Annotated in this window: 18 protein-coding genes and 2 pseudogenes; 11 read left to right on the top strand and 9 right to left on the bottom strand. The window is 62.7% G+C overall.

Translation table 11 applies throughout. The features are described from left to right. Positions 1 to 8: 8 nt before the first annotated feature. The 5 genes and pseudogenes from ACR64R_RS00480 to ACR64R_RS00460 all read right to left on the bottom strand — a co-directional run bounded on the left by ACR64R_RS00480 (position 9) and on the right by ACR64R_RS00460 (position 8,313). Positions 9 to 2,315, bottom strand: a complete 2,307-nt coding sequence (locus ACR64R_RS00480) for a peptidase domain-containing ABC transporter (protein WP_487359743.1) — start codon at positions 2,313 to 2,315, stop codon at positions 9 to 11. A gap of 225 nt (positions 2,316 to 2,540) precedes the next feature. Beyond that, complete coding sequence (locus ACR64R_RS00475; RefSeq protein WP_487362592.1) at positions 2,541 to 2,720, bottom strand: hypothetical protein; 180 nt, start codon at positions 2,718 to 2,720, stop codon at positions 2,541 to 2,543. Positions 2,721 to 6,149: 3,429 nt separating this feature from the next. Next, positions 6,150 to 6,593: pseudogene (locus ACR64R_RS00470) on the bottom strand (DUF4347 domain-containing protein); the annotation flags it as partial. 91 nt (positions 6,594 to 6,684) lie between these two features. Continuing rightward, entirely contained in the window at positions 6,685 to 6,999 is a 315-nt protein-coding gene (locus tag ACR64R_RS00465; protein ID WP_487359742.1) for a hypothetical protein, read from the bottom strand. A gap of 714 nt (positions 7,000 to 7,713) precedes the next feature. Further along, complete coding sequence (locus ACR64R_RS00460; RefSeq protein WP_487359741.1) at positions 7,714 to 8,313, bottom strand: hypothetical protein; 600 nt, start codon at positions 8,311 to 8,313, stop codon at positions 7,714 to 7,716. 93 nt (positions 8,314 to 8,406) lie between these two features. Between ACR64R_RS00460 and ACR64R_RS00455 the strand changes: the two genes are divergently transcribed. After that, entirely contained in the window at positions 8,407 to 11,697 is a 3,291-nt protein-coding gene (locus ACR64R_RS00455; protein WP_487359740.1) for a glycosyltransferase, read from the top strand. Positions 11,698 to 11,725: 28 nt separating this feature from the next. Next, complete coding sequence (locus ACR64R_RS00450) at positions 11,726 to 12,814, top strand: tetratricopeptide repeat-containing glycosyltransferase (protein WP_487359739.1); 1,089 nt, start codon at positions 11,726 to 11,728, stop codon at positions 12,812 to 12,814. A 36-nt stretch (positions 12,815 to 12,850) separates the two neighbouring features. On the opposite strand, the gene ACR64R_RS00445 is transcribed toward ACR64R_RS00450, so the two are convergent. Beyond that, positions 12,851 to 13,582: a glycosyltransferase family 25 protein gene (locus ACR64R_RS00445; protein ID WP_487359738.1), complete on the bottom strand. Its 732-nt coding sequence runs from the start codon at positions 13,580 to 13,582 to the stop codon at positions 12,851 to 12,853. Positions 13,583 to 13,840: 258 nt separating this feature from the next. On the opposite strand from ACR64R_RS00445, the gene ACR64R_RS00440 reads away from it, so the two are divergent. The 3 genes and pseudogenes from ACR64R_RS00440 to ACR64R_RS00430 form a co-directional block, all read left to right on the top strand. Further along, positions 13,841 to 14,659 carry a hypothetical protein gene (locus tag ACR64R_RS00440; protein WP_487359737.1) on the top strand — a complete coding sequence of 273 codons (819 nt, stop codon included), beginning with the start codon at positions 13,841 to 13,843 and terminating at the stop codon, positions 14,657 to 14,659. Between the two features lie 7 nt (positions 14,660 to 14,666). Beyond that, complete coding sequence (locus ACR64R_RS00435) at positions 14,667 to 15,026, top strand: ATP-binding cassette domain-containing protein (protein WP_487359736.1); 360 nt, start codon at positions 14,667 to 14,669, stop codon at positions 15,024 to 15,026. Between the two features lie 140 nt (positions 15,027 to 15,166). Beyond that, a pseudogene (locus ACR64R_RS00430) lies at positions 15,167 to 15,295 on the top strand (ABC transporter ATP-binding protein); the annotation flags it as partial. A 91-nt stretch (positions 15,296 to 15,386) separates the two neighbouring features. Here the strand turns inward: ACR64R_RS00430 and ACR64R_RS00425 are convergent. Further along, positions 15,387 to 16,244 (bottom strand): GNAT family N-acetyltransferase, encoded by an 858-nt coding sequence (locus ACR64R_RS00425; RefSeq protein WP_487362584.1) that lies wholly within the window; start codon positions 16,242 to 16,244, stop codon positions 15,387 to 15,389. A 277-nt stretch (positions 16,245 to 16,521) separates the two neighbouring features. Between ACR64R_RS00425 and argE the strand changes: the two genes are divergently transcribed. The 6 genes from argE to ACR64R_RS00395 all read left to right on the top strand — a co-directional run bounded on the left by argE (position 16,522) and on the right by ACR64R_RS00395 (position 23,087). Beyond that, the gene (gene argE / locus ACR64R_RS00420) at positions 16,522 to 17,664 is read left to right on the top strand and encodes an acetylornithine deacetylase (RefSeq protein ID WP_487359735.1); all 1,143 of its coding nucleotides are present in this window, start codon (positions 16,522 to 16,524) and stop codon (positions 17,662 to 17,664) included. Beyond that, a complete protein-coding gene (locus ACR64R_RS00415) occupies positions 17,661 to 18,584 on the top strand; it encodes a 2-hydroxyacid dehydrogenase (protein ID WP_487359734.1) in 924 nt (307 codons plus the stop codon). Before argE ends, ACR64R_RS00415 begins: the two co-directional genes overlap by 4 nt. A gap of 22 nt (positions 18,585 to 18,606) precedes the next feature. Continuing rightward, positions 18,607 to 18,960 (top strand): cupin domain-containing protein, encoded by a 354-nt coding sequence (locus ACR64R_RS00410; RefSeq protein ID WP_487359733.1) that lies wholly within the window; start codon positions 18,607 to 18,609, stop codon positions 18,958 to 18,960. A 134-nt stretch (positions 18,961 to 19,094) separates the two neighbouring features. Further along, positions 19,095 to 20,558, top strand: a complete 1,464-nt coding sequence (locus ACR64R_RS00405; RefSeq protein WP_487359732.1) for an aldehyde dehydrogenase family protein — start codon at positions 19,095 to 19,097, stop codon at positions 20,556 to 20,558. Positions 20,559 to 20,568: 10 nt separating this feature from the next. Beyond that, the gene (locus ACR64R_RS00400; RefSeq protein ID WP_487359731.1) at positions 20,569 to 21,612 is read left to right on the top strand and encodes a tartrate dehydrogenase; all 1,044 of its coding nucleotides are present in this window, start codon (positions 20,569 to 20,571) and stop codon (positions 21,610 to 21,612) included. Positions 21,613 to 21,629: 17 nt separating this feature from the next. Continuing rightward, a complete protein-coding gene (locus ACR64R_RS00395; protein ID WP_487359730.1) occupies positions 21,630 to 23,087 on the top strand; it encodes an NAD-dependent succinate-semialdehyde dehydrogenase in 1,458 nt (485 codons plus the stop codon). Positions 23,088 to 23,107: 20 nt separating this feature from the next. Here the strand turns inward: ACR64R_RS00395 and ACR64R_RS00390 are convergent, their stop codons facing one another. Next, positions 23,108 to 24,382: an NAD(P)/FAD-dependent oxidoreductase gene (locus ACR64R_RS00390; protein WP_487359729.1), complete on the bottom strand. Its 1,275-nt coding sequence runs from the start codon at positions 24,380 to 24,382 to the stop codon at positions 23,108 to 23,110. Positions 24,383 to 24,398: 16 nt separating this feature from the next. After that, positions 24,399 to 25,067, bottom strand: a complete 669-nt coding sequence (locus ACR64R_RS00385; protein ID WP_487359728.1) for a haloacid dehalogenase type II — start codon at positions 25,065 to 25,067, stop codon at positions 24,399 to 24,401. Positions 25,068 to 25,173: the final 106 nt, after the last annotated feature.

The raw sequence follows: 25,173 nt of genomic DNA, 5'->3' as shown, positions 1-25,173 counted from the left end.
AGCCGGGCTCACGTCAGCCGAGGCGGTACGGCCGCCAGACGGCCATGCCGGCCGTCAAGATGACGGTTCTGCTGGAACCAGAGCTGGCGGTAGACCCCACACCGCTCCAGCAGGACCGAATGAGGTGCGACGTCGATGACCTTGCCCTGATCCATGACCAGGATCTGGTCACATTCGGTCAGAGAGGCAAGCCGGTGCGAGACAATGATCATGGTGCGATCACGGGCGATGCGCATAAGATTGGCGCTGACGACCGCCTCGCTCTCGGGGTCGAGCGCGCTGGTCGCCTCGTCGAGTAAGAGGATGGTCGGATCGTGGATAAGCGCGCGCGCGATTGCCAGCCGCTGCCTTTGGCCGCCCGACACGTTGGGCGAACCTTCCTCGATGTAGGTATCGTAGCCGTTTGGCATGCGTTCGATGAACTCGGCGGCCCCTGCGAGGTGAGCTGCGCGCATGGCGTCGGAAAGAGTCAAGCCGGCGCGTCCGGCGATGATGTTGTCCCTGATCGAGCCGCGAAAGAGAAAATTGTCCTGGAGGACCACACCGAGGCCCTGACGAAGGTGACGTAGGTTGATCTCCTTGAGATCGACCCCGTCGAGCTTGAGAAAGCCGCTATAGTCGCGATTAATCCCTTGTAACAGGCGCGCGATCGTCGATTTTCCCGACCCACTCCGACCAACGATGCCGAACATCGTGCCAGCCGGAATGTCGAAGCTGACCCTGTCGAGCGCTGGCGTCTTGGTTCCGATGTAACTGAAGGTCAGATCGCTGAATTTTATCTCGCCGACGAGTTTTGGCCTTAGGCCCGCGGAAGCGGAACTGCTTTCCAACGGGCGGTTAAGAACCGACGCGGCCTCGCCGATCGCAGCCCCGACCTCCTCGTAGTCCTCGACCAGCCGAGCTAGACCGACCAGCGGCTGGGCAACGCGTTGAGCGATCATCATGAAGGCAAAAAGGCTGCCGACCATATAGCCCGATCGGTCGTTCATCGCGAGATAAGCGCCGATCAACATGGTGCCGAGGACCATGACACGCTCTATAGGCGTTACGAGGGTCTGCGGCCAATTCGCCAGTTGCCCGAAAGAGAGGCGCGCCTTGCCTGCCTCCGCCACACGCTCATCCCACAGCGCCTTGCGCTGCGGTTCGAGACCGAGCGCCTTGACGGTCTTGATGCCCACGACCGTTTCGCCGAGCGCGGCCGACTTCCAGGTCTCTGCGTCGACCACTTGCTGGTAGCGCCGGCGGAGCGGCGCAAGGAAGGCAAAGATGATCGCCATGATCACGCCCGCGCAGAAGAGCACAATCCAGGCAAGCGTGGCGTTTATGTAGAACATCACGGGTATGAGCACGCACAGAGTGATCAGGTCGAGAAACGTGCTCAGCAGCTTTCCGGTGAGGAATTCGCGTATGCGGTGGACCTGCGCGAGGTGGTACATGGTTTCGCCGGCCGGATGCCGCTCGAAATAGTCAAGCGGCAAGCGCAGGAGCCGGCTGAAGACGTGCAAGTTCAGCTTGGTGTCCAGCCGGGCGCCGACAACATTGATGATCATCCGCCGTGCGTGGCCGAGCAGCGTCTCGTAAGCGAAGACAACGGCGATCACGGCGCTCAGCAGCACAAGGGTCGATATGCTGTTGAACTGCAGCACCTTGTTCACCACCGTCATCACGATGAGGGGCGGCAGGATGGTCAGGATGCTGAGCGTGAAGGAGGCGATGCCGATATCGCGCAGCGGCCGGCTCTCCAGCCGCACGAGGTCGACCAGCCAGTGAAAGGTGAAAGGCGCATCCGCCGCGATGAAGGATCGTGTCGGCCGCAAGAGAACGGCTTCACCCGACCAAACCTGCAAAAGCCGAAGCTCGTCAATCGGCACGCCTTCGGCATCGTCGGGCGCATCGACGCTTTTTAGGAAAACGATATTCCGTTCGACACTCGCCCCGGTAAGCAGGCCCGCGCCACCGTCACTGAAGAGCAGGACGACCGGCCCCGTCTGCTCGAAGCGTAGAAGATGCGACCAGCGGATACGGACAGCGCGCGCCCACATACCGCCATTCTGCGCCCACTGGGAAAGATCGGCGGCGCTTGGAGCCGGGCTGGCGCTCGCCGCCCTGAATTCGTTGGGGTCGAGCTCGACACCGTGATAGCGAGCGACGCGCGACATCGCCTTCAAGCGCGGCGAAAGCCGGTCGAACTCGGCAGGCCCGCCAGGACTTCGTAGGGCTTCGCGTTCTCGCCCAGTCTTGCCGGACGCATCCGTTTTCGTCTCGGCCCTGATCAGGACCGGCTGGCCCTCGGCGTTGATAGGTACACCAACCATCTACCCTACTTCCGTCGCTCGGACGAGCGTTCGAGACTGCCTCAATGGGCCAACACGCGCCGGAGCTCTGCGGCTGTCTATACTGTACGCCGAGCGGCCTGACTGCACGAGTCCCGCTCGCCCGCGAAAGGGGATGCGCGGGCCATGCATTCCTGCAGAGCCCGCGCAACCCTCTCTGGATCCTGGGCGGACTTTCAACTCAGTCCGTCCGACCACCATTCGCCCCTACCCATGCGGCTTCAGAATATCCTTCAAAGCGTTCTTCAGCGTGTCGTCGGTGTTGCCGAATCCGGCGCCCTGCCTGCCCTTGTCCGTGGTCAGGTCGGACGCGGAGCCGGACGGCCGGTTCTGGTTCTCACCGAAGCCCTTGACCGCATTGAGAACGTTCAAGAGATCGGTCGTCATCGAACTGACCGCCTGGCCGACGAGTTGCCGGAAGGTGCCATGGCCGTCAGAGCCGCCGCCGGACGAACCCGACTGCAGGAACTGCGTCGTGTCCTTGAGCCCAAGCGTGTTGGCTGTGACGCTGGCATTGTTACCGCCGCCACCTCCCTTGCCTTGGCCACCTGCGGAGTTGCCCTGTCCCTGGTGGATGCCGTTATCGCCATTGTTATGGTCGCCGGAATTACCGGGCGGAGGTTGTTGTCCGTTGCCATGGCCGTTGTTGGCATGACTGCCGGTTTCACCTCCTGGACCGGTTCCTCCAGTCGGGCCTGTCGGACCGACCGAACCGGTCGAGCCGGTTGCTCCGGTCGCACCCGTCGGGCCAGTGGCACCCGTCGAACCAGTTGCACCCGTCGAGCCTGTTGCACCCGTGTCACCGGTTGCGCCGGTAGAGCCCGTCGCACCTGTGGCTCCAGTCGAGCCAGTTGCTCCGGTCGAACCGGTGGCACCCGTCGAGCCAGTCGCTCCAGTCGAGCCGGTGGCACCCGTCGAGCCAGTTGCTCCGGTCGAACCGGTGGCACCCGTCGAGCCTGTTGCACCCGTGTCACCGGTTGCACCGGTTGCGCCGGTAGAGCCTGTCGCACCTGTAGCTCCGGTCGAACCGGTCGCTCCGGTCGAGCCAGTTGCTCCGGTCGAACCGGTGGCACCCGTCGAGCCAGTCGCTCCAGTCGAGCCAGTCGCTCCAGTCGAGCCAGTCGCTCCAGTCGAGCCAGTCGCTCCAGTCGAGCCGGTGGCACCCGTCGAGCCTGTTGCACCCGTGTCACCGGTTGCGCCGGTAGAGCCTGTCGCACCTGTAGCTCCAGTCGAGCCAGTTGCTCCGGTTGAACCGGTTGCTCCCGTCGAACCAGTCGCTCCGGTCGAACCGGTCGCTCCGGTCGAGCCAGTAGCTCCCGTCGAGCCAGTTGCTCCGGTCGAACCGGTGGCACCCGTCGAGCCTGTTGCACCCGTGTCACCGGTTGCACCGGTTGCGCCGGTAGAGCCTGTCGCACCTGTAGCTCCAGTCGAGCCAGTTGCTCCGGTTGAACCGGTTGCTCCCGTCGAACCAGTCGCTCCGGTCGCACCGGTGGCTCCAGTCGAGCCAGTCGCTCCGGTCGAGCCAGTCGCTCCGGTCGAACCGGTGGCACCCGTCGAGCCGGTCGCTCCAGTCGAGCCGGTCGTTCCCGTCGAGCCGGTCGCTCCGGTCGAACCAGTCGCTCCGGTCGAACCAGTCGCTCCGGTCGAACCGGTCGTTCCCGTCGAGCCGGTCGCTCCGGTCGAACCAGTCGCTCCGGTCGAGCCAGTTGCTCCGGTCGAACCGGTCGCTCCAGTCGAACCGGTCGCTCCAGTCGAGCCTGTGGCACCCGTCGAGCCGGTTGAACCCGTCGAGCCGGTCGCTCCGGTCGAGCCAGTAGCTCCCGTCGAGCCAGTCGCTCCGGTCGAGCCAGTCGCTCCGGTCGAGCCAGTCGCTCCGGTCGAACCGGTGGCACCCGTCGAGCCGGTCGCTCCAGTCGAGCCGGTCGTTCCCGTCGAGCCGGTCGCTCCGGTCGAACCAGTCGCTCCGGTCGAACCAGTCGCTCCGGTCGAACCGGTCGTTCCCGTCGAGCCGGTCGCTCCGGTCGAACCAGTCGCTCCGGTCGAGCCAGTTGCTCCGGTCGAACCGGTCGCTCCAGTCGAACCGGTCGCTCCAGTCGAGCCTGTGGCACCCGTCGAGCCGGTTGAACCCGTCGAGCCGGTCGCTCCGGTCGAGCCAGTAGCTCCCGTCGAGCCAGTCGCTCCGGTCGAACCGGTCGCCCCCGTCGGGCCAGTGGCACCCGTCGAACCAGTTGCCCCCGTCGAGCCTGTTGCTCCAGTAGAGCCGGTTGCGCCGGTAGAGCCTGTCGCTCCAGTCGAGCCAGTTGCTCCGGTCGAACCGGTCGCTCCAGTCGAGCCGGTCGCTCCGGTAGCACCCGTCGAGCCTGTTGCACCCGTGTCACCGGTTGCGCCTGTGTCGCCGGTTGCGCCGGTAGAGCCCGTCGCACCTGTGGCTCCAGTCGAGCCAGTTGCTCCGGTCGAACCGGTCGCTCCAGTCGAGCCGGTAGCTCCAGTCGAGCCGGTCGCTCCAGTCGAGCCTGTGGCACCCGTCGAGCCTGTTGCACCCGTGTCACCGGTTGCGCCTGTGTCGCCGGTTGCGCCGGTAGAGCCCGTCGCACCTGTAGCTCCAGTTGCTCCAGTCGAGCCAGTTGCTCCGGTCGAACCGGTCGCGCCCGTCGAGCCAGTTGCACCCGTCGAGCCTGTCGCACCCGTGTCACCGGTTGCGCCTGTGTCGCCGGTTGCGCCGGTCGAGCCAGTTGCTCCGGTCGAACCAGTCGCGCCAGTCGAGCCCGTCGCTCCCGTGTCGCCAGTCGCACCGGTGGCACCTGTGTCGCCAGTCGCTCCGGTCGAGCCAGTTGCGCCAGTCGAGCCCGTCGCTCCCGTGTCGCCAGTTGCGCCAGTGGCGCCGGTTGCGCCGGTCGAGCCCGTCGCACCGGTGTCGCCAGTCGCACCGGTGGCACCTGTGTCGCCAGTCGCTCCGGTCGAGCCAGTTGCGCCAGTCGAGCCCGTCGCTCCCGTGTCGCCAGTGGCGCCAGTGGCGCCTGTGTCACCAGTCGCACCGGTTGCCCCGGTCGAGCCCGTCGCACCGGTTGGGCCAGTCGCACCGGTGGCACCTGTGTCGCCAGTTGCTCCGGTCGCGCCTGTTGCTCCCGTCGAGCCGGTGGCACCCGTCGAACCGGTCGCTCCCGTCCAGCCCGTCGCGCCTGTGTCACCAGTCGCTCCTGTGGCCCCGGTTGCGCCGGTGGCGCCCGTTGCGCCAGTCGCACCAGTTGAGCCCGTGTTGCCAGTCGTTCCTGTGGCCCCGGTTGCGCCGGTGGCGCCCGTTGCGCCAGTCGCACCGGTGGCCCCCGTTGCGCCGGTAGCACCCGTCGCGCCCGTCGGGCCTGCCGGGCCTGTTGCGCCCGTCGCACCGGTCGACGTGACGGTCAGGAGACCTCCGGTAAAGTGGTTGCCATCATTGCCCGAACCGCTAGGACTATTGATGGCCGTGGTCGTGAAAGTATAGGTCGGAGGATTGGTGGCAGGAACAACAGGAGTAAGCGTACCGTATAGATGAAAACCAGAATCATAGATGAGATAAGTATGAGTAGAGTCAGGTACAGTTACGGATATCGAAAAATTTGGAGCTGCTGAATTCGCCGCCGATGGAAGATTGAAGCTGCCAACCACCGTATCATCAGTGGTAGCAGCCGTGCCATTTGTATCAATAAGATAGTATGTGTTGATATTTTTACTGGAACCAGAATCCGTGATGCCTGTGAGCGTCAGGTTTCCCCCGTCCAGCACCCCGGCGTAGTGCGCCAACCCATTCGAGGTCAGCGGCGGTAGGGGCCGGGACGCGCCGGCGGACAGTTCCCAGGCGCCGCCCAGGGCCGCCGCGCCAACCAATGATTTGGACGCCAGAACGTCTGCGCCAACTGCTGATTCCAGCGCCGCAACGAAGGTTTCGCCAGAATTCCCTGCGGCCGTCTCGCAACTCCACAGCCGCAGCTCGCCGCCAGCAGCGAGCGCCCTGCCTATCGTGGCGACATCCTCGGCTTCATCCTTCAGCGTGGCGGCGGACCACTCTCCCGCGGTGAACTGAACCCGTCCCGGCGCGCCATGCGCCATGATATGGACCGCGTCGAGCGCCTCGTGATCTGCAAGCGCAGCGGCGATCTGCTGCGCTGCCGGCCTACGGCTGTCGAGCACGACAGCCCGAACCTCAGGCCTGAGGTTGCCAAGAACGGTGTCGAGGTCGGAGACTGAAGGATCCAGAAATAGAATTTCAGACGCACGGGCCATGACTGGCTCCTGTTGGGTTTGAATTCGATTCAAAAGGAAACCGCCCGTTGGCTTAGGCGGAGAGCGCTGGGAAAAAGGGGCCAGGGAGCAGTCATCTTCCGGATGGACCGACAGCGCCGCCTGGATGTCCGACAGTCGGGGTCTCTACACGGAGGAAATCGGCGACCTGAAAATTCCCGCTGTCGTCAAAGGTGCCGATTGCAAGCGCTTGGGCGCTGCTTGGGACCTTCACGGTGAGCGCAACGGCGAGGCTTCGCTGGACGGTTTTTGGAAGTACAACCTGGCCGACAATCGCACTCTTGGCCGTATCTAGAATGAAATAGTTTTCATTCTCGGTCTTCTCGCCGATGGGCAAGACACCTCGAATGGTAACTTCCATCACCGCAAAACCTGCCGTGTAGCTCATGACAATCCTCCTTGATCGACGGCGGCTTCTGCCGCTGTCTTCTTTTGTCTCGTGGTCTCATGCTCCAGTCGATGCGGGGGGCCAACCAACGAACCGGCCGGATCCCGGTGACAGGGCTGGGAATCGTTCAATTCCAGGAGAGGTTCGCGGACCCGTGGCCGCGCTAGACGACGCGTTTCGTCAGGGCCACCGTTGCGAGCGGAAAAGTTCGGGAAAGGCCGGGAAATGTGGTCGTGCGCGCCAACATTGGCACGGCACCATCCGGCAGCCGGTAACACTCGAAACACTGTCAACTCCATCACGCGTGTCGCGACTTCGCGGCGACGAACCGGCGAGGGAACCGACTACTTGCTAAGAAACTTCAATTGGGAAAACTGGCGGGACTTTGACCAATAGCTGAAGTCAAAGCGCCCGTCCCCATGGCACGCCACCAATAACAACGTCCTTACGCATGAAAGTGGCTTGCTCCTGGATTCCTTCCTAGCTTCGCAGACGTCCGCATAGCGCGGCCCTTCGCTTGATCTGCGACCCACCCCCGGTTGCATTAGGTATTAGTAAATTCGAAAATTATCAACTTGTAAATGGCTTGGTTACCGAATTATGAATCGCAGGACCATGACTGCCCTTGCCAATTGAACATCGACATGACTGCTCGTGTCCGAATATCTTTGCAAATTCGCCACTTAGGGTGGAAGCGCCGCGTCGGCGAAAAAATCACGAGAGTTCGATCGGCGAGGTTAGTGCGGCTGGGTGTGCTTGAGACACGGTCGAGGCCCGCAGGTCCTTGTCACCGCGAAAGTCCTGACTAACATGAATGAGGCGAAGACACTTGTGCTGTGGGCATGTAGCAAAGCACTCGGCGCAAGAATTTTCTTCCAAGGCAATCGCCATTTCGGGTGGCTTACGGCGCAACCGCCCAAGACTTGAAGCATCAGGGAAGGCCACAGTCTTCATATGACAAACGGCAAGCGCCTCTGCCTCAACATGATCGTCAAGAACGAGATGGCGAACCTGGAGCGCTGTCTCGGCGCGGTTGCCGACCATATCGATTGCTGGGTCATCGGCGACACCGGCTCGACCGATGGAACGCAGAACTTCATCCGATCGTTCTTCGCCGCGCGCAATGTGCCTGGCGAGCTGCATGAATTTCCGTTCCACAATTTCGAGCAGGCGCGCAACGCCGCGCTCGACCATGCCTACGCGTCGCCGCTCGCCTATGACTATCTGCTGTTTGACGACGCCGACATGCAGCTTGTTGTTGAAGACACGGGATTCCGCGAACGCCTCGACGCGCCCGGTTATCGGTTGCTGCAACGGGCGGATTCAGGCCTTGCCTATTGGAACACACGCCTGGTCAGGCGCGACGCCAATGCGCGCTACCACGGCGTGACCCACGAGTATATCGACGTGCCCGGCGGCGTGCAGGAACTCGGACGTGTCTGGTACAAGGATCACGCCACGGGTTCGAACCGCGTCGACAAATTCGAGCGCGACATCAAACTTCTGTTGGGTGCCCTGGACAAGGACCCGGAGAACCATCGCTACTGGTTCTACCTGGCACAATCCTACCGTGATGCCGGTCGGACCGCGGAGGCGGCGGTGGCCTACGCCAAGCGTGCAGCGATGGGCGGCTGGGACGAGGAGGCATGGAACGCCCGTCTCCAGGAGGCCCGGTGCCTCAAGAAGATGGGCGACGATGCAGGCTTCATCCGCCAGGCGCTCGCCGCGTTCAACCAGCGTCCGCAGCGCGCCGAGCCGCTATACGACCTTGCCCACCACTATCGCGAGAAAGGCATGAACGACGCCAGCGTGCTGTTTTCGGAAGCCGGACTGGCGATCAGGCGACCCGAACAGGACATCCTGTTCCTGGAGGATTTTGTCTACACGGCGGGAATGATGGAGGAATATGCGATCGCTGCGAACTACTCCCGCGATCCCGCGCGTAAGGATCGAGGCTTCGCGGCTTGCAACTGGCTGGCGCTGAACCGGGAGATCGGCGACGCGCCGAGGGACCTGGCGCGATCCAATCTATATTTTTATACGCGGCCGGCGAACGAAATCATGCCGTCCTTCAAGGCACGGCAGATAAATTTTGCCGCGCCGGCGGGTTACGTGGCCATCAACCCTTCTGTAGCGCGCCTCGGCGACGGGATCGTGCTGCTGCAGCGCACCGTAAACTACAAATTGACCGACGACGGCCAATACGCCACGCCCGGCAACGCGCCGATCACCACGCGCAACTTCTTGCTGCGCCTCGACAGCGATCTCGTAGTGAAGAGCGTGAGCGAAGTGCTGCCGCCGGCCGATCTGCCGTCGCCTGCTTACGATCAGGTGCTCGGCTTTGAGGACATGCGGCTGTTCGCCTGGCGCGACAAGCTTTGGGGGCTCGCCTGCGTGCGCCAGCTCACGCCGGAGGGATGGTGTGAGCAGGTGCTGGCAAGAATTGAAGACGGTGGGCTCGGACCGCATATCCTCACCGATTGGCGCGTCGTCCGCCCGGCCGGCCCACGGCAGCACGAGAAGAACTGGATGCCGCTGGTCGAGCGCGCTTCCGACGGCAGCGAACGGCTCCGTTTCATCTATTTGTGCGACCCCACGAAGATACTGGGCGAGGATGGTCGGACGTTTTCGGAGCAGGAGCCAGCGATCGCAGCGCCACAGTTCAGCGGCGGTTCGCAGGCAATTTCGTTCAACGGCGGCTGGCTGGCGCTGATACACGAGGCGCGCGCAAGGGCAAACGAGGCCCAACGTTACTACCAGCACCGCTTCGTCTGGTTCGACAGTGCGTACCGTCTCACCAAGGTCTCGCGGCCCGTCTACTTCAATGCCAAAGGTGTGGAGTTTGCTGCCGGGCTTGCCTGGCATCCCGACGCCAGGAGGCTCATGATCTCCTACGGCTCAGGCGATCGCGATTCATGGATTGCGACGGTAGAGGCTGACGAGGTCGCAGCTTGCCTCGACAGCATTGCAGACCTGGCTTCCGGCCTTACCGTTGCCGGTGCCGGCGTCAAGCCGACACCACCTCTCGCTTCGGGGGGCGTGGGAGATGCTGATCGGATCAGATCCCGCATCAGCGACGACGGCCCAAACGGCGCCGACGCACCCACCGCACCGAGGTCTTTCGTGTTCCGTCCGGGCCGGACAACAGAGGAATTCTTCCGCAAGCTCGCGCCCTTCCTGTCAGCGGTCGACTCCCCGGCGGAACGGCGCCGGCAGTCGCGGGATTTCGATCAGCGCATCGTGCCGTTCGCCAGCGACGGCGCGGCACTGCCGCAGATCCACTGCTTCTACGAGGTGCTTTCCGACAAGGCCGAGCACCGCACCCTTATCGCCGCCACCACCTCGATGAGAGCGGCCGGCCATCCGGTGCGCGTGTGGAGCTATTCGCCGAAGCGGTTGGAGTTCCTGCTGCCGCACGGCGTTGAGGTGTGCGCCGCCGACGATGTCATGCCTCGGACCATGTTCGAGCGCATCGTCGCCAATTCCGAGATCAGGTATTTCAGCGATCTCTTCCGCTACGCCGTGCTGTACGAGCATGGCGGGCTGTGGATGGATTCCGACATTGTCATGCTGCGGCCGTTTCCCTTCAGCGGCGATCATTTCTTCAATCTGCAGTGGCGTGGATCGCACAAGGGCCATTTTGTTTGTGGCAACGTCATCTATGCCAAACCCTACAGCCGACACCTCAGGGCGCTTTATGAAACGTCGATCGAGCGCTTCCATGCCGCATCCGGCAAGGAATTCGGTGACATCGGACCAAAGCTTCTCTCCGATTACATCGCCTCGGACGCAGGCTCAGAGCTGCACGACTGGCTATTCAGCCCGATGTTCTTCAACTCGATCGACTGGACGGAGATAGACAAGTTTGAAAAGCCGATCGCGGAACTGGCTGACTATTTGAACGATGAGCGCGTTTTCGGAATCCACCTTTGGACGGCGCGCAACGAAGCGAGGACTGAAGAAAAAAGCGCCCCATTCATCGCGCAGCTGATCAGCCCGCTCGACGGCTTCCCCGCGTTCACAAAACTCGCCGACCAATTCAACACTGACAAGAACCGGCACACCGGCAACCGCCATTTTTATGCGAGGGTCTACGATCGCCTGTTGTCGGCGCGGCGGATGTCCATGCGCAGACTTATGGAGATCGGCCTCTGTCGGGGCTTGTCAGAGGGCAACCAGACCGAAACCCCATCCGTCTCGCTGTGGCAGAGCTACTTTCCGTTCTGCCAGGTTATCGGCGTCGACCTCACTGATTTCTCTCGTCTGAACAACGAAAGGTTCAAATCGTTCGTTTGCGACCAATCCAAGCTGGACGATCTGCGCGGCGTCGCCGCGAAGGTCGAGCCAGGCTCGCTCGACGTAATCATCGACGACGGCAGCCACGCCTCCTATGACGAACAACTGACGCTGCGCGAGTTCTTTCCGCTGCTTGCCGAGGGTGGCTGGTATTTCATCGAGGACCTCGACTGGCAGCCGCCTGGCGAAGACACCACCAAGATCACGCCGACCAAGACATTGTTGCGCGAGATCAAGGAATTCGGGGTAGCGCAGTCGGTCGATCCGCTCGGTGTCAGCAGGTTGGCCGGGCAATTTGCCGATATTCTGTTTTTCGACAGCCACTACGAGCTTAACAGGGCAAAATTGCTCGGCGGGCTAGTGGCTATCCGAAAGCGCGGCCAGTCCGGCATGTCCGCATAGGAACTTCGCAGGGGGCGGGGAAGGCTTCGTGAAAGTCGCAGTCTATACCATCGCATTGAACGAAGCCGCCAACGCGGAACGTTGGGCGAATTCCGCCGCCGATGCCGACTACCGGGTTGTAGCCGACACCGGAAGCACCGACGACACGGTGGAACGGCTGAGAGCTGCTGGGGTTACGGTGTACAAGATAGCGATCCGCCCGTGGCGCTTTGACGACGCCCGCAATGCCGCCATGGCGCTGCTTCCCGCTGACGTCGACGTGTGTTGCACGATGGACATGGACAGGTTTCTCGAGCCCGGTTGGCGAAGGAAGCTCGAGGCCGCCTGGACTTCCGAGACCACAGCCCTTTATTGCCAGACGATATACAGATCGAGTGTCGAGGACCCGACACCGCTGCGAGGCTGGTCGACGAAGAACTTTCATCACCGTTGGGGGTATCGCTTCAAGCGGCCCGTCCACGAGGCGCTGGTGTTCACCGGAGAGCGGGAGGTCACGGCAAACAGCAGCGACATTGTGATGTACGAGGTGCAGGATTTGTCCAAGCCCACGCGCGGCAACTACCTGCCGTTGATGGAAGTGGCGCACAAGGAAGATCCCGAAGACGCCCAGATCTGCTTTTGGCTCGGACGAGACTTGATGTGGGCCAATCAGCAAGAGCGGGCCGTCGAACTCCTCGAGCGCTACCTGGCCTTGCCGACAAGCAGATGGGGCGAGGAACGTTCCGAGGCGATGCGCTATATCGCGCGCATGCAACCGGAGCAAAGGTTAGCTTGGCTGGACAAAGCCCGGATGGAAGCGCCGCACAGGCGTGAGATTTGGCTTGATCTGGCCGAGGAATTCCACGGCAGGGAAGACTGGTTGAATCTGTTCTGGGCATGCAGCAACGGCATCGAAAAGACGCACCGAACTGGAAGCTATCTGGATGATGCGAACTGCTGGAGTTTTCGGCTCTACGATCTCGGAGCTATCGCGTCTTGGCACCTCAAAGCCTTGGACCGAGCGGTGGAGTGGGGACAAAAAGCGCTTGAGCTGGACCCAGACAACCAGCGGCTCAATAACAATCTCCATTTTTTTCTCCGGCTCCAAGAGGAGAATCGCAACATGCAGGGCGCGTAGCCACCGATGTGCGATCAAAATGATCGGATCGCCAGCTCAGGTGTTGATCCGGACCGATTCTTCGGGTCGTTCGTCGCTGACGACCAGCGGTGGCAGGCAGACATATGCCTTCAACGAGGGCATTACTCCATTGATGATACAGTCAATTCCAGCGTTATTCAGCCTGAGGCCAAATCCTGTAAAATCCACGACCATAGGGCGAACTGGAAGGCACCAATCGAGGAGTGCGCGGGCGCCCTTTGGGGAAACTGAATAACACACGAGCCCCAAAAGATAGCGCGCCCGAAGAAGACTGGGCTCCGTCTCGGCCTCCTGAAAATCCTGAGTTCTTGTCATCACTTCGCCTGCAAAGAATTGCAACCTTGCACCGGTTCCACCTGGAAGAGCATCTAGCCAAGCATAACATCGCAGGCTTGCACTCCACAGGATGAAGTCCCAATCAGGTCTAACAGTCGCCATGAGCAAATGCATGTGGCGTTCGAAATGACGAGAAAATATGGCGTCGTCCTCGGCGACGGTTACAGGCTGATCTCGCTCAACTGCCGCCTTCCACAGAGCGACATGAGACATCGCGCACCCCAGGCTACCAGGAGTGTAATCCAGATCTGAGGAGATGGTGTTGTCTTTCAAAAGCTGGCCGCGATCTAAAGCGCGACCATCCACTCCAGGCACCCTCTGAATACTACTTAGATGGGCGTTTTCTTTGTAGAATCTTTCGATTCGATCTACGCTACGATCAAGATTGATGACGTGAACACGTTCTAGCATTCGCTCACCACGGAACGACGACGGAGCGTGCCGTCCGCACGTCCAGCCAGTTATGATGCCGTCTATTCTTAACTCGGAGTTCCACTACAACCCCATGCCTTCGAGGATCCGCATGCTATTTCAATCGTGGTTCGTCGAACATCTGGAATCGCAATGCTGAGGCGGGATTTCCTTACGCTATTGGGCTGCTCAGCAGCCGGCGGCTTGGTTTCTGCCACGCTTGCCGCTAGAGATGGGCCGACAAAGGTTTACGATGCAATGTCGCCGTCGGGCCCGCCTGCCAATCGATCTCCAACCCTCCTCACCGCTCCCATTGAACTAGCAGGCGATTGGGGCCGTATGCTCCCCAATTCCGCAGACCTGGTTCTCGAACGCATGCGGTATGCCTGCCTCGATGGCCTTCGCCTCGTCTCCGACCGCCAGCCGACCCGGCTTCGCGTCGACGAGCATACTTCGGGGCAGCCCGCCATCTGGCTGCATCCGGACAACAGGGATATGGCCTGGGTCATCGTCGACATCGGCGAGCGGGACTGGTCGAAGCTTGCCTACCAGTTCGGCCATGAACTTGGCCATGTGCTTGCCAACAGCTGGCAGGCTGACGCCAAGCCAGCCCCGCCGTGCCAATGGCTCGAGGAAGCCATTGTCGAAGCCTTCTCAGTGCATGGACTCGGGCGCCTGGCCAAGGACTGGAAGCAGAACCCGCCCTTCGCCGGCGACAACGCCTTCGGCGATGCCATTGCCACGTATCGTGAGAACATCCGCAAAGCCTATGCCGCGCTCGCCGACAGCCAGGGGCTTACCCGCGACGCCGCAGCGTGGTTCGTCGACCATCGAAGCGAAATCGAGATTCCGGGCCTAAATCCGTTCGCGCAGGCGATGTCACTGACCATTCTCTCGAAATATGAGCAGGCTCCAACGTGCATTGAGGCTGTTGGCGCACTTAACCGCTGGCCCGGCCGCGGCGGTGTTCCGGCCGGCGAATATCTTCAGCGATGGAAAGACAGCTGTGACGAGTTGCAAGCCTCGCCGCAACTGCCGCTCCACTTGGGCGAGCTTTTGCGGATTTCGCTTCGTTAGCAGCAAAATGCTCGGCATCGCGGCGACAATGTTGGAGCAACCCGATGAGGGCTCGATCCTGTTCGAAGGCCGCGACATTTCGGCCATGAACGGGCGGGAGCGCCTGGCGATGCGCAGCGGGTTCCAGCTCCTGATTCAGGATCCCTACAACTGCCTGCCTCCGCACCTGCCCGTTGGCCGCTCGATTGGGCTGGGGCTCGAGGTCCATGGCGTCGCCCGCAAGGAGATCGACGCACGCGTGCGTGATGTCATGCGGGAAGTCGGACTTTCGTTGGACGATCTGCATTCGCTGCCCGCAAGCATGAGCGCCGGGCAGCGACAGCGCGTGAACATCGCTCGCGCCTTGGTCTTGAGCCGCGTCTTGTGATCCTCGATGAGACGTTGTCGGCGCTCGACCCCGTGGAACGGTCGCACCTGCTGGCCCTTTTTGAGCAATTGCAGGTCAAGCATGGCCTGACCTACCTGTTCATCTCACACGATCTTGCCGTCCGCACGCGCATCGCCGTCATGTATCTCGGCAAAATGGTCGAGGTCGCAGATACGAGCGGGACCTTTTATGATCCAGGAAATCCCTATACCCGGGCGCTGCTGTCCGCCGTGCCGACCCATGACGCCAATCCCTGCAAGCCCGAGGAATGCCTTCTCGACGGGGAGCCCCCGAATCCGATCTGCCTGCCCCCGGGCTGCTCCTTTGCCGGCTCTTTTGCCGACCAACTGCAACGCCAAATTACCCGAGAGTTTGGCTTGCCACAGCATAGGTCTTGGGCACAACCAAGCCGCCCAAGGAAAAATCTGCGAGGCGTTTGCCCAAAGACATGGTCAGCACCGTGTCGAAGACCGGCAATCCGGCGTGCGACAGAAAGGCGGCGAACTCGCCACTGTCCATGTGGGTATCGACCCGAAGGAACGACCCCGAATGGTCGGCCATGTGCGGCCGTAGTACCGCCGCGGCGTCGGCATCGCTTTCGGCCACTACCGGCCCCACGACATGGCCCCGGCCGAACGGTCGACAGAGCGCGAAAGCGGTCAACTTGCTTTCCCTGAAAAGCCCATAGCCGGTCGAATGCGCAAAGAGCTTTTCAATGAGCGCCGTCCGCTGCACCCCGAAGCCTGCCGCGTCGAGGGCGACCACCGTCCGAATGTCGCCCGCATCCAAAGTCCGCATGTCACCGCGCGACTGAGCCGCGCTGCCCTTCGTCGGCACGCGGACGATGCCCTGGCATTGGTAAAGCGTCTTCTCCGGCTGGAAGTCGAGTGAGAGATAGAGCCGTCGCGCCGCGCGGGTCGCGTTGAGGCGCAGGTCGCGTCCAGGGATCTTGTCGAAGACCCTCTTCATCAGCCATTGCGCCGCCCCCAACGTCTGAAGCCGGGGGGAGGTGATGACCATGCCGATAGTTGCGAAATCGGGGCCGTGCGGGAACCACATGGCCGAACCGAGAACGCGGCCAATCTCATCGAGCGCCACGAAACCCTGCCCCGATTCCCGCAGGAACTGCCAGTCCTCGGCTCGGTGTGGCCATCCCACGGAGAGCGAGTGGGCATGCAAGCGATCGAGGTCGATGCCTTCGATATCGGCGATCCGCATCGAGAAGGCATCGATTTTCAAGCTTTCGGACGGCTTCAATTCCTTGCCTCTGAAAGATTGCGTAACGGGTGACACACAACACCCCCTGCCCTGCCAACGGTAAACGACCAGTACGATACGATTTGCTCGAAAGCCGCGCGCCATCGCAAGATTCGACTGAAACACTTCCGCTTTCGGCACGCAATCGCGAAAGAACGCACCCATTCTCTGCGGCAATTCTGCAGTTATGGCCGGCGGCGCCGTTCCCGGCGATCCCGAAAATGCCTTGAGGGCTGGAATGGACGTCTTCGACATCCTCGACCGTCTCGTCGCCTTTCCGTCGGTCGCCGGCAAGCCGAACGGCGACATTGCCGGCTGGATCGAAGCCTATCTCAGCGAAATTGGCGCAAGGGTCACCCTGCTTCCCGGACCGGAAGGCGACCGTTCCAATCTTTTCGCGACGATCGGGCCCGCCGAGGTTCCGGGCTACATCCTCTCAGGCCACATGGACGTCGTCCCGGCCGGCGAGCCGCAATGGAGCTCAACCCCTTTCGCGCTGCGTCGGGAAGGCGAGCGGCTCTATGGACGCGGCACAACGGACATGAAAGGGTTTCTTGCCGCCGCGCTGGCGGCTGTGTCCAAGTTGGCCGAGCTGCCCCTTGCTCGGCCGATCCATATCGCCCTTTCCTATGACGAGGAGGTCGGGTGCCGCGGCGTGCCGCATCTGATCGCCCGGCTTCCTGAACTTTGCGCCAAGCCCCTCGGGGTCATCGTGGGCGAACCGAGCGGCCTGCGCGCGGTGTGCGGCCACAAAGGCAAGGCGGCCGCCCGCGTGATCATTAAGGGGCGATCGGGCCATTCCTCGCGGCCGGATCTCGGGCTCAACGCCATCCATGCGATGGCCGATGTCCTGACCTTAGCGGTTAGCGAAGCCGGGCGGCTGACTCAAGGTCCGTTCGACCCGACCTTTGAACCTGCCTATTCCTCGCTTCAGGCTGGCGTGATCGCCGGGGGGCAGTCGGTCAACATCATCCCAGACAGCTCCACTCTGGACCTGGAGGCGCGCGCCATACCGGGGATCGACCCGGCCGAACTGCTCGTGCCCATCAAGAAGCAGGCCGAGGCTCTTGCCGCCCAAGGCTATGATGTCGAGTGGATGCCGATCAGCGCCTATCCGGCGCTGTCACTGCCGCAAGACTCGGGCCTGGCGACGCTGCTGGGAGAATTGACCGGTGAGACTCCTCTGGCCGCCGTCAGCTACGGCACGGAGGCCGGTCTTTACCAGGCGGCCGGGCTCGATGCGATCATCTGCGGCCCCGGCGACATCAACCGCGCTCACAAGCCGGACGAGTATATCATGGCCAGCGAGCTCACTGCGTGCCAGCGTATGATCGAGGCGCTGGGCGCCCTTCGAGCATGGCTGAAGGAACAACCGGGATGACCTTCCTGTTCAATTCCGACGCGCGGCGCGGCGCCATCTTCGCCGACGCCATCGCGAAAGAGTTACCGGAGCTCCCTTTCGCCATAGACGCCGCGACGGTCGATCCCGACGCGGTGCGCTATCTCATCACCTGGACGGTGCCAGAAAACCTGGCACGTTACCGCAACCTCGAGATCCTGTTTTCCATGGGCGCCGGCGTCGATCAGTTTCGCTTCGATGCGGTGCCACCGACGGTGAAGGTTGTGCGCATGATCGAGGAAGGCATCGTGCGCATGATGCAGGAATATGTGACGCTCGCCGTGCTTGCGCTTCACCGCAACCTACCGGCCTATCTGGCGCAACAGCGCGCTGGCGAATGGCGCGACATCGCGCAGCTTCAGGCCGGGTCGCGCCGGATCGGCATGCTCGGTCTAGGGCAGCTCGGCCAGGCCGTCCTCGAGCGGCTGAAGCCTTTCGGCTTCCCGCTCGCCGGCTGGAGCCGCTCGCCGCGCCAAATCGAGGGCGTGCGCTGCCATCATGGCGAGCTTGGGTTGAAAGAGATGGTCGTGGCCAGCGACATCTTGGTCTGCCTGTTGCCGCTGACTGAGGAAACACGAGGGTTCATCAACGCCGATCTGCTCGCGAAATTGCCCAAGGGCGCGGCGCTGGTCCACACTGGACGCGGGCCGCAGCTCGACCACGAAGCACTTGTCGCCGCGCTCGACAGCGGTCATCTGTCGTCGGCGATGATCGACGTGACCGATCCCGAGCCGCTGCCATCCGACCATCCGTTCTGGTCGCATCCCAAGATCATCCTGACCCCCCATGTCGCCAGCGTCACCCAGCCGGCAACGGCCGCGCGCGCCGTCATCGAGAATATCAAACGCCACCGCGCCGGTCTCGATCCCATAGGGCTCGTCGACCGCTCGCGCGGTTATTGAAGTCCAACCGAAAGGCCATCCTTTGCCCCTGCTCAAGTCCGTCGACACCAACCCAAGCTTTTCACCGCGAGAATCCAAGGCGTTGCCCGAGCGACTGATTGCTGGCGACCCTGCCTTCAAGACCTGGGCGCAGGACGTCGCCAAGGACGATCTCGTCCATACCGGTGTCTGGGAGGCGACACCGGGCGAGACCCGCTCGATCAAGGGGGCGACCTTCGAGTTCTGCCACATCCTATCCGGTGTGGTCGAAATCACGCCCGATGCCGGCGAGGTCGTGACCTACAGAGCCGGCGACAGCTTCGTGATGAAGCCGGGCTTCACCGGCGTCTGGAAGACCATCGAGACGGTGCGCAAGATCTACGTCACCGTGGGCTAGCGAGCGGCCACGCGGAAGATTTTGCCGTCGCTGACGTCCGACACGCAACATTCGTCGGCGGTGGATCAGCGAACAGCGCATGTTGCGAGCCGGCAGGCGCTACGCTCAAGCCGATACTGCCGACTGGTTTGCCCATGAGCCTAAGCTTCGATCCCGACACGATCCCCCTCCCCGTCGGCCACTTCATCGGCGGCGATCTGATTTCGGCCGGGGGGGCTATTGAGATGCGGCGTCCGTCCGACGGCAAGGCCTATGCGGCCTGCCCGGTGGCAGGTGCGGATATGATCGACCGTGCGGTCGAGAGCGCCAAGGCGGCGCTGAAAGCCAGCAACTGGGGCGGCGTTCGGCCGCGCGAACGTACCAGGGCACTCCAGGCCTGGGCGGACCTGATCGAGGCGAAAGCCGAAACCCTGGCCAGGATCGAGGCGCTGTGCTCGACGCGACCCGTCAGCCAGCTCGTTGCCGGCGATATTGCCATCACCGCCGAGCAGATCCGCTTCTTCGCCGAATTCGCCGACAAGGAAGGTAGCGAGCTCGTGCCGACGGACGACGCCAGTCTCGGCATGATCATGAGCGAGCCCTATGGCATCGTCGGCGCAATCACGCCCTGGAATTTTCCGATCTCGATGGCCGGATGGAAACTCGGCCCGGCGCTGGCCGCGGGCAATGCAGTAGTGTTAAAACCTTCTGAGATGACGCCGTTCTCGGCCGTCTATCTGGCGCAACTCGCCGTTAGAGCCGGTCTGCCCGCCGGGCTGATCAACGTAGTGCTGGGCGACGGCCCGACGACCGGCACGGCGCTGACCGGTCATACCGAGATCGCGAAGGTCTCTTTCACCGGCTCGACCCGCGCCGGCGCGGCAATCATGGAAAATGTCGCGCGCACCGGCGTCAAGCCGATGACGCTGGAGCTCGGAGGCAAGAGCCCGCAGCTCGTTTTTGCCGATGCCGATCTCGACAAGGCGGCAACCGCGATCGCCGGCAGCGTCATCCTCAACGCCGGCCAGGCCTGCGTTGCCGGCACGCGCCTGATCGTCGAGAGCAGCGTGGCCGATAGGCTGACGGCCGCCATCGTGCAGAAGATGAAGGCAGTGCGGCCCGGCCCGACCTGGGACGAGGCGACGCAGTATTCGCCCATCATCTCGGAGCGGCAGCGGGCGCGTGTCGACGGCATCGTGCGGGCCGCGGTAGAGGCCGGGGGCGAATGCCTGACCGGCGGCGTGGCCATGGAAGCTCCCGGCTATTTCTACCAGCCGACGCTCATTGCCAATGTCGACCAAGCCAATCCCGCGATCGTGGAGGAGATATTCGGCCCGGTCCTGACCATCCAGACATTCGAGACCGAGGACGAGGCACTGGCACTGTCCAGCCATCCGACCTACGGACTGGCTTCCGGCCTATTCACTTCCGACCTGTCGCGCACGATTCGTCTCGCACGCAAGCTCGAAGCGGGCACAGTCTGGGTCAATCGCTACAGCCGCTCGCGCGACCACATCCTGCCGACCGGCGGCTACAAGCGCTCCGGCATCGGCAAAGACCTTGGCCGCGAGGCGTATCTCGCCAACCGCAGGACCAAGAGCGTCCTGATCAGCCTCTAGAGAGATGCCTATGAAGTGCTATTCGATCGCCCTGATCCCCGGCGACGGCATCGGCCGCGACGTGACCGCCGCCGCCTGGACTGTGCTGGAAACGGTGGCCGGACAATCCGGCTTTGCCCTGTCAGGCACCGAGTTCTCCTGGTCCTGCCGCTTCTACAAGGAGACCGGCCGCATGATGCCGCAGGACGCCATTGAGACCCTACGCGGCTTCGACGCCATCCTGCTGGGCGCGGTCGGCTGGCCGGCGGAGGTGCCGGATTCCGTTTCGCTGCACGGTCTGCTACTGCCGATCCGCAAGGCATTCGTGCAATATGCCAACATCCGGCCGCACCGCCTGCTGCCGGGTGTGACGGGCCCGCTGCGGGCCGAGCGCTTCGACATCCTGTGCATCCGCGAGAATACCGAAGGCGAGTATTCGGGCGCCGGCGGGCGCGTGCATCAGGACACATTGGACGAGGTCGCGGTGGAGACCTCGATCTTCACTCGCGTCGGCGTCGAGCGCATCCTGCGCTTCGGCTTCGAGCAGGCGCGGTCGCGTCGGGGCAAGCTGGCCTCCGTCACGAAGTCCAATGCGCAGAAATACTCGATGGTCTTCTGGGACGAGATCACGCGAAAGCTGGCGGCGGACTATCCTGATGTCACAGTGACCAGCTACCATGTGGACGCGCTCGCCGCACGCATGATCATGGCGCCCGAGAGCCTCGACGTGGTCGTCGCCTCCAACCTCTTCGGCGACATCCTGACCGACATCGGCGCGGCGATCCAGGGCGGGCTCGGCTACGCCGCCTCCGCCAACATCAATCCCGACCGCTCGGCGCCGTCGATGTTCGAGCCGGTGCACGGCTCGGCGCCCGACATCGCCCATCTCGGCATCGCAAATCCGATCGCGACGATCTGGTCGGGTGCGATGATGCTCGACCATCTCGGCGAGAGCGCCGCCGCCGGCCGCATCATGAAGGCGATCGAAGAGACGACCGCGCGCGGCATCGGAACCACTGCCGGCAAGGAAAAAACAGACACCATCACAGCCGCCGTCGTCGCGGCGCTCAATTGAACGCAAGGTCGCTTTCGATGAAAACCTTGAAGGACAAAAGCCTCTTCCGCGAAGCCGGACTGATTGGCGGTGAATGGGTTGCTGCCGGCTCCGGCAAGACGGTCGACGTCATCGATCCGGCGACGCAGGCCGCGATCGGCACAGTGCCCGACATGGCCGGTGCGGAGACCCGTGCGGCCATCGAAGCCGCCGCCGCCTCCTATCGTAACTGGAGGAACAAGACCAACGCCGAGCGCGCGGCGCTGCTCGAAGACTGGCATGGCCTGATGCTTGCGCATCTGGACGATCTGGCGCTGATCCTGACGACCGAACAGGGCAAGCCGCTGGACGAGGCCAAGGGTGAGATCCGCTATGGCGCCTCCTTCGTGAAATGGTTCGTGGAAGAAGCACGCCGCATCAACGGACACACGATCCCCTCGCCCACGCCGGACCGGCGCATCATCGTGTTGAAGGAACCGGTCGGGGTGTGCGGCATCATCACGCCGTGGAATTTTCCCAACGCCATGATCACCCGCAAGGTCGCGCCGGCCTTGGCGGCCGGCTGCACGGTGGTGATCAAACCGTCCGAGTTCACGCCCTATTCGGCGCTGGCGCTTGGCGCGCTCGCCGAGCGGGCGGGCATTCCGGCCGGCGTCATCAACATCGTCACCGGCATGCCGACCGACATCGGCAACGAGATCATGGCAAATGAGACGGTGCGCAAAATCTCCTTCACGGGCTCGACGCGGGTCGGCTCGTTGCTAATGCGCGGCGCGGCCGACGGCGTGAAGCGGCTCAGCCTCGAACTTGGCGGCAACGCACCATTCATCGTCTTCGACGACGCCGATCTCGATCTTGCAGTCGAGGGGGCGCTCGTCTCAAAATTCCGCAATGGCGGCCAGACCTGCGTCTGCGCCAACCGTATCCTTGTCCAGGCCGGTGTTTATGACGCGTTCGCAGCGAAGCTCACTGCTCGAGTGAACACCATGACGGTGGGGCCAGGCACGCGACCCGGCGTCGCCATCGGGCCCATGATCAACATGGCGGCGGTCGAGAAGATCAACCGCCATGTCGACGACGCGCTTGCCAAAGGTGCCGCGATCATAACGGAGAAGGTGACGCTGCCGGAGGGGCCTCAATATGTCGCGCCGGTGGTGCTGACCGGCGCCACCAAAGACATGCAGCTCGCCGGCGAGGAAACGTTCGGCCCGGTCGCGCCGCTCTTCCGTTTCGAGACGGAAGAAGAGGCGATCACGCTTGCCAACGGCACACCCTACGGGCTTGCTTCCTACTTCTACACCGAGAATTTGAAGCGCGCCTGGCGTGTCGGCGAGGCGCTGGAGTTCGGTATGGTGGGCTTGAACACCGGCTCGGTGTCGATGGAAGTGGCTCCATTCGGCGGCGTCAAGCAGTCCGGGCTCGGCCGCGAGGGCGCCCAGGCCGGCATCGAGGAATATCTCGAAATGAAGAGCTTTCATATGGGCGGGCTGGGCTAAGCCCGGCCGCCGGATCCAGATCACTGAATCCGGTCGAGCGCCTTGTAGTAGAGGCCGACCATCGGCAGGAACCAGGGCTTACCGGAATAGCCGGGGATGGAAGGCCACTCGAGCCCTTTCATCGGATTGCGGTCATCGCGGCCGAGCATGGCATCGGCCAGGATCATGCCGAGATGGGTGGAAAGCTGCGCACCGTGGCCGGAGTAGCCCATCGCATACCAGACCCCATCATGATAGCCGGCGCGCGGGAAGCGGTCCTTGGTCATGTCGACCAGCCCCCCCCAGCAATAGTCGATCTCGACCTCGGCGAGCTGCGGAAAGATCGTCGCAAGGCTTGCCCTCAATATCTGACCGCTCTTGGCGTCTGATCGCTGGTCCGACGTCGCCGAGAAACGCGCGCGGCCGCCGAAGATAAGACGCTTGTCCGGTGCGAGCCGGAAGTAGTTGCCGATGTTCATCGAGGTAACACAGGTCCGGTTGCCCGGCATGGTCGCGGCGATCTCGACATCGCTCAATGGCCGCGTGGCGATGATGAAGCTGCCGACCGAGATGAGCCTGCGGCGGAAATAGCTGAAATTCGGCGTTGTGTAGGCGCCCGTCGCTACAAGCACATTGTCGGCGCTGATCTTGCCGCGGGACGTTGCCAGCTCGTGCCTGGTTCCGGCTTGCCTGCGGTCCATCACCCTGGCGTTCTCATGAATGACCGCGCCGTGTCGAACGGCGGCCGAGGCCAGGCCCGCCACATAGCGGCCCATATGCATCATGGCGCTCTTCTTCGACAGCATCGCGCCATGGAAGGGCGAGCCGATCTCCCATTTGAGATCGGCGGCCGACAGCAGCGCCGTATCGGGATCGACCTCGGCGTGGATCGCCTCGAAGTTGCGCGCGATCGCCTCGAAATGCTGCGCCTTGGATGCGAGCTTCAGTTTGCCGGCGCGGCGGAAATTGCAGTCAATGCTTTCCTCGGCAATCAGCGCCTCGATTACGTCGACCGAGTCGTCGAGCGCCCGGTAGAGCGCGATTGCCCGTTCCTTGCCGAGCTCCGCCTTGGCCGAGAGGTAGCTGTGGGCAAGGCCATTGTTAAGATGCCCGCCATTGCGCCCGGACGCGCCCCAGCCGACCCGCTCCGCTTCCAGCACCACCACGTTGGCGCCGGCTTTCGCCAGTTGGCGCGCGGCGGCGAGACCGGTGAAGCCGCCGCCGACGATTGCCGCATCATAGTGCCCCTCGACCGGGCCTTGCGCCCCGCCCGAAAATACCGGGGCGGTATCGTGCCAGTAAGAGACCAGCTTCATAGGCAATCCGCCTGTCTCAAAGCCCGACCACCGCCGGGAGACCAGAAATGTCGGCGATCTCGGTGTAACCGTAATACGGGTTGGCCGGTTCGTGGCCACGGTTGACCCAGACCTTGTTCTTGATGCCGAGATCGTGCGCCGACATCAGATCGTAGCGGAACGAGGAAGAGCAGTGAAGGATGTCTCCGGGGCCACAGCCCAACATGTCGAGCATATACTCGAAGGCTCTGAAGCGAGGCTTGTACGCCTGCGCCTGCTCGGCCGTATAGACGGCATGGAACGGCGCGCCGAGCTTTTCGACATTGGACATGATCTGCTCGTTCATGGCGTTGGACAGGATCACCAGCGGAATTTCTTTGCCGACCTTGGCAAGGCCGGTCGGAACGTCGGCATGCGGTCCCCAGGTCGGGACACGCTCATAGACCATTTTGGCGTCATCGGGGCTGAACACCACAGCGTTGCGCTTGCAAGCGCGCTCCAGCGCGTTGTGTATGACGACGGCATAAGGCTTCCAGTCGCCCAGGATCTCATCGAGCCGATAGGCCGCGAAGTTCTTGATGAATTCTTGCATGCGCGGCTCGTCAAGCCGGCTGCCGTAGAGGTCGCGCGCCGCCTCCGCCATCTGGAAGAAGGTCAAGGTGCCATAGCAGTCGAAGGTGATGTATTTGGGCCTGAAGGAAGCCATGTCCGTCGATCTCCGGTGGAAGCACACCCGCTCTGGGATTTACGTCATCATATGCGGGCAGGCGCCGAGCCACTTGACCGAAATCGGCTCTCTGAAAGCAGAAAGT

The sequence above is a fragment of the Mesorhizobium sp. MC2-1-1 genome (genome assembly GCF_057597255.1).
Note: the sequence above shows the minus strand (reverse complement) of the source record. Positions and strands in the feature narration are given on the sequence as shown.

Bases quoted from the DNA above. Each gene is read 5' to 3' on its own strand.
- ACR64R_RS00425 (WP_487362584.1), bottom strand. From the start codon at position 16,244: ATGCGGATCGCCGATATCGAAGGCATCGACCTCGATCGCTTGCATGCC.
- ACR64R_RS00475 (WP_487362592.1), bottom strand. From the start codon at position 2,720: ATGACGACCGATCTCTTGAACGTTCTCAATGCGGTCAAGGGCTTCGGT.
- ACR64R_RS00385 (WP_487359728.1), bottom strand. From the start codon at position 25,067: ATGGCTTCCTTCAGGCCCAAATACATCACCTTCGACTGCTATGGCACC.
- ACR64R_RS00400 (WP_487359731.1), top strand. From the start codon at position 20,569: ATGAAGTGCTATTCGATCGCCCTGATCCCCGGCGACGGCATCGGCCGC.
- ACR64R_RS00440 (WP_487359737.1), top strand. From the start codon at position 13,841: ATGTCGCCGTCGGGCCCGCCTGCCAATCGATCTCCAACCCTCCTCACC.
- ACR64R_RS00395 (WP_487359730.1), top strand. From the start codon at position 21,630: ATGAAAACCTTGAAGGACAAAAGCCTCTTCCGCGAAGCCGGACTGATT.
- argE (WP_487359735.1), top strand. From the start codon at position 16,522: ATGGACGTCTTCGACATCCTCGACCGTCTCGTCGCCTTTCCGTCGGTC.
- ACR64R_RS00445 (WP_487359738.1), bottom strand. From the start codon at position 13,582: ATGCTAGAACGTGTTCACGTCATCAATCTTGATCGTAGCGTAGATCGA.
- ACR64R_RS00435 (WP_487359736.1), top strand. From the start codon at position 14,667: ATGCTCGGCATCGCGGCGACAATGTTGGAGCAACCCGATGAGGGCTCG.
- ACR64R_RS00390 (WP_487359729.1), bottom strand. From the start codon at position 24,382: ATGAAGCTGGTCTCTTACTGGCACGATACCGCCCCGGTATTTTCGGGC.
- ACR64R_RS00405 (WP_487359732.1), top strand. From the start codon at position 19,095: ATGAGCCTAAGCTTCGATCCCGACACGATCCCCCTCCCCGTCGGCCAC.
- ACR64R_RS00465 (WP_487359742.1), bottom strand. From the start codon at position 6,999: ATGAGCTACACGGCAGGTTTTGCGGTGATGGAAGTTACCATTCGAGGT.
- ACR64R_RS00480 (WP_487359743.1), bottom strand. From the start codon at position 2,315: ATGGTTGGTGTACCTATCAACGCCGAGGGCCAGCCGGTCCTGATCAGG.
- ACR64R_RS00415 (WP_487359734.1), top strand. From the start codon at position 17,661: ATGACCTTCCTGTTCAATTCCGACGCGCGGCGCGGCGCCATCTTCGCC.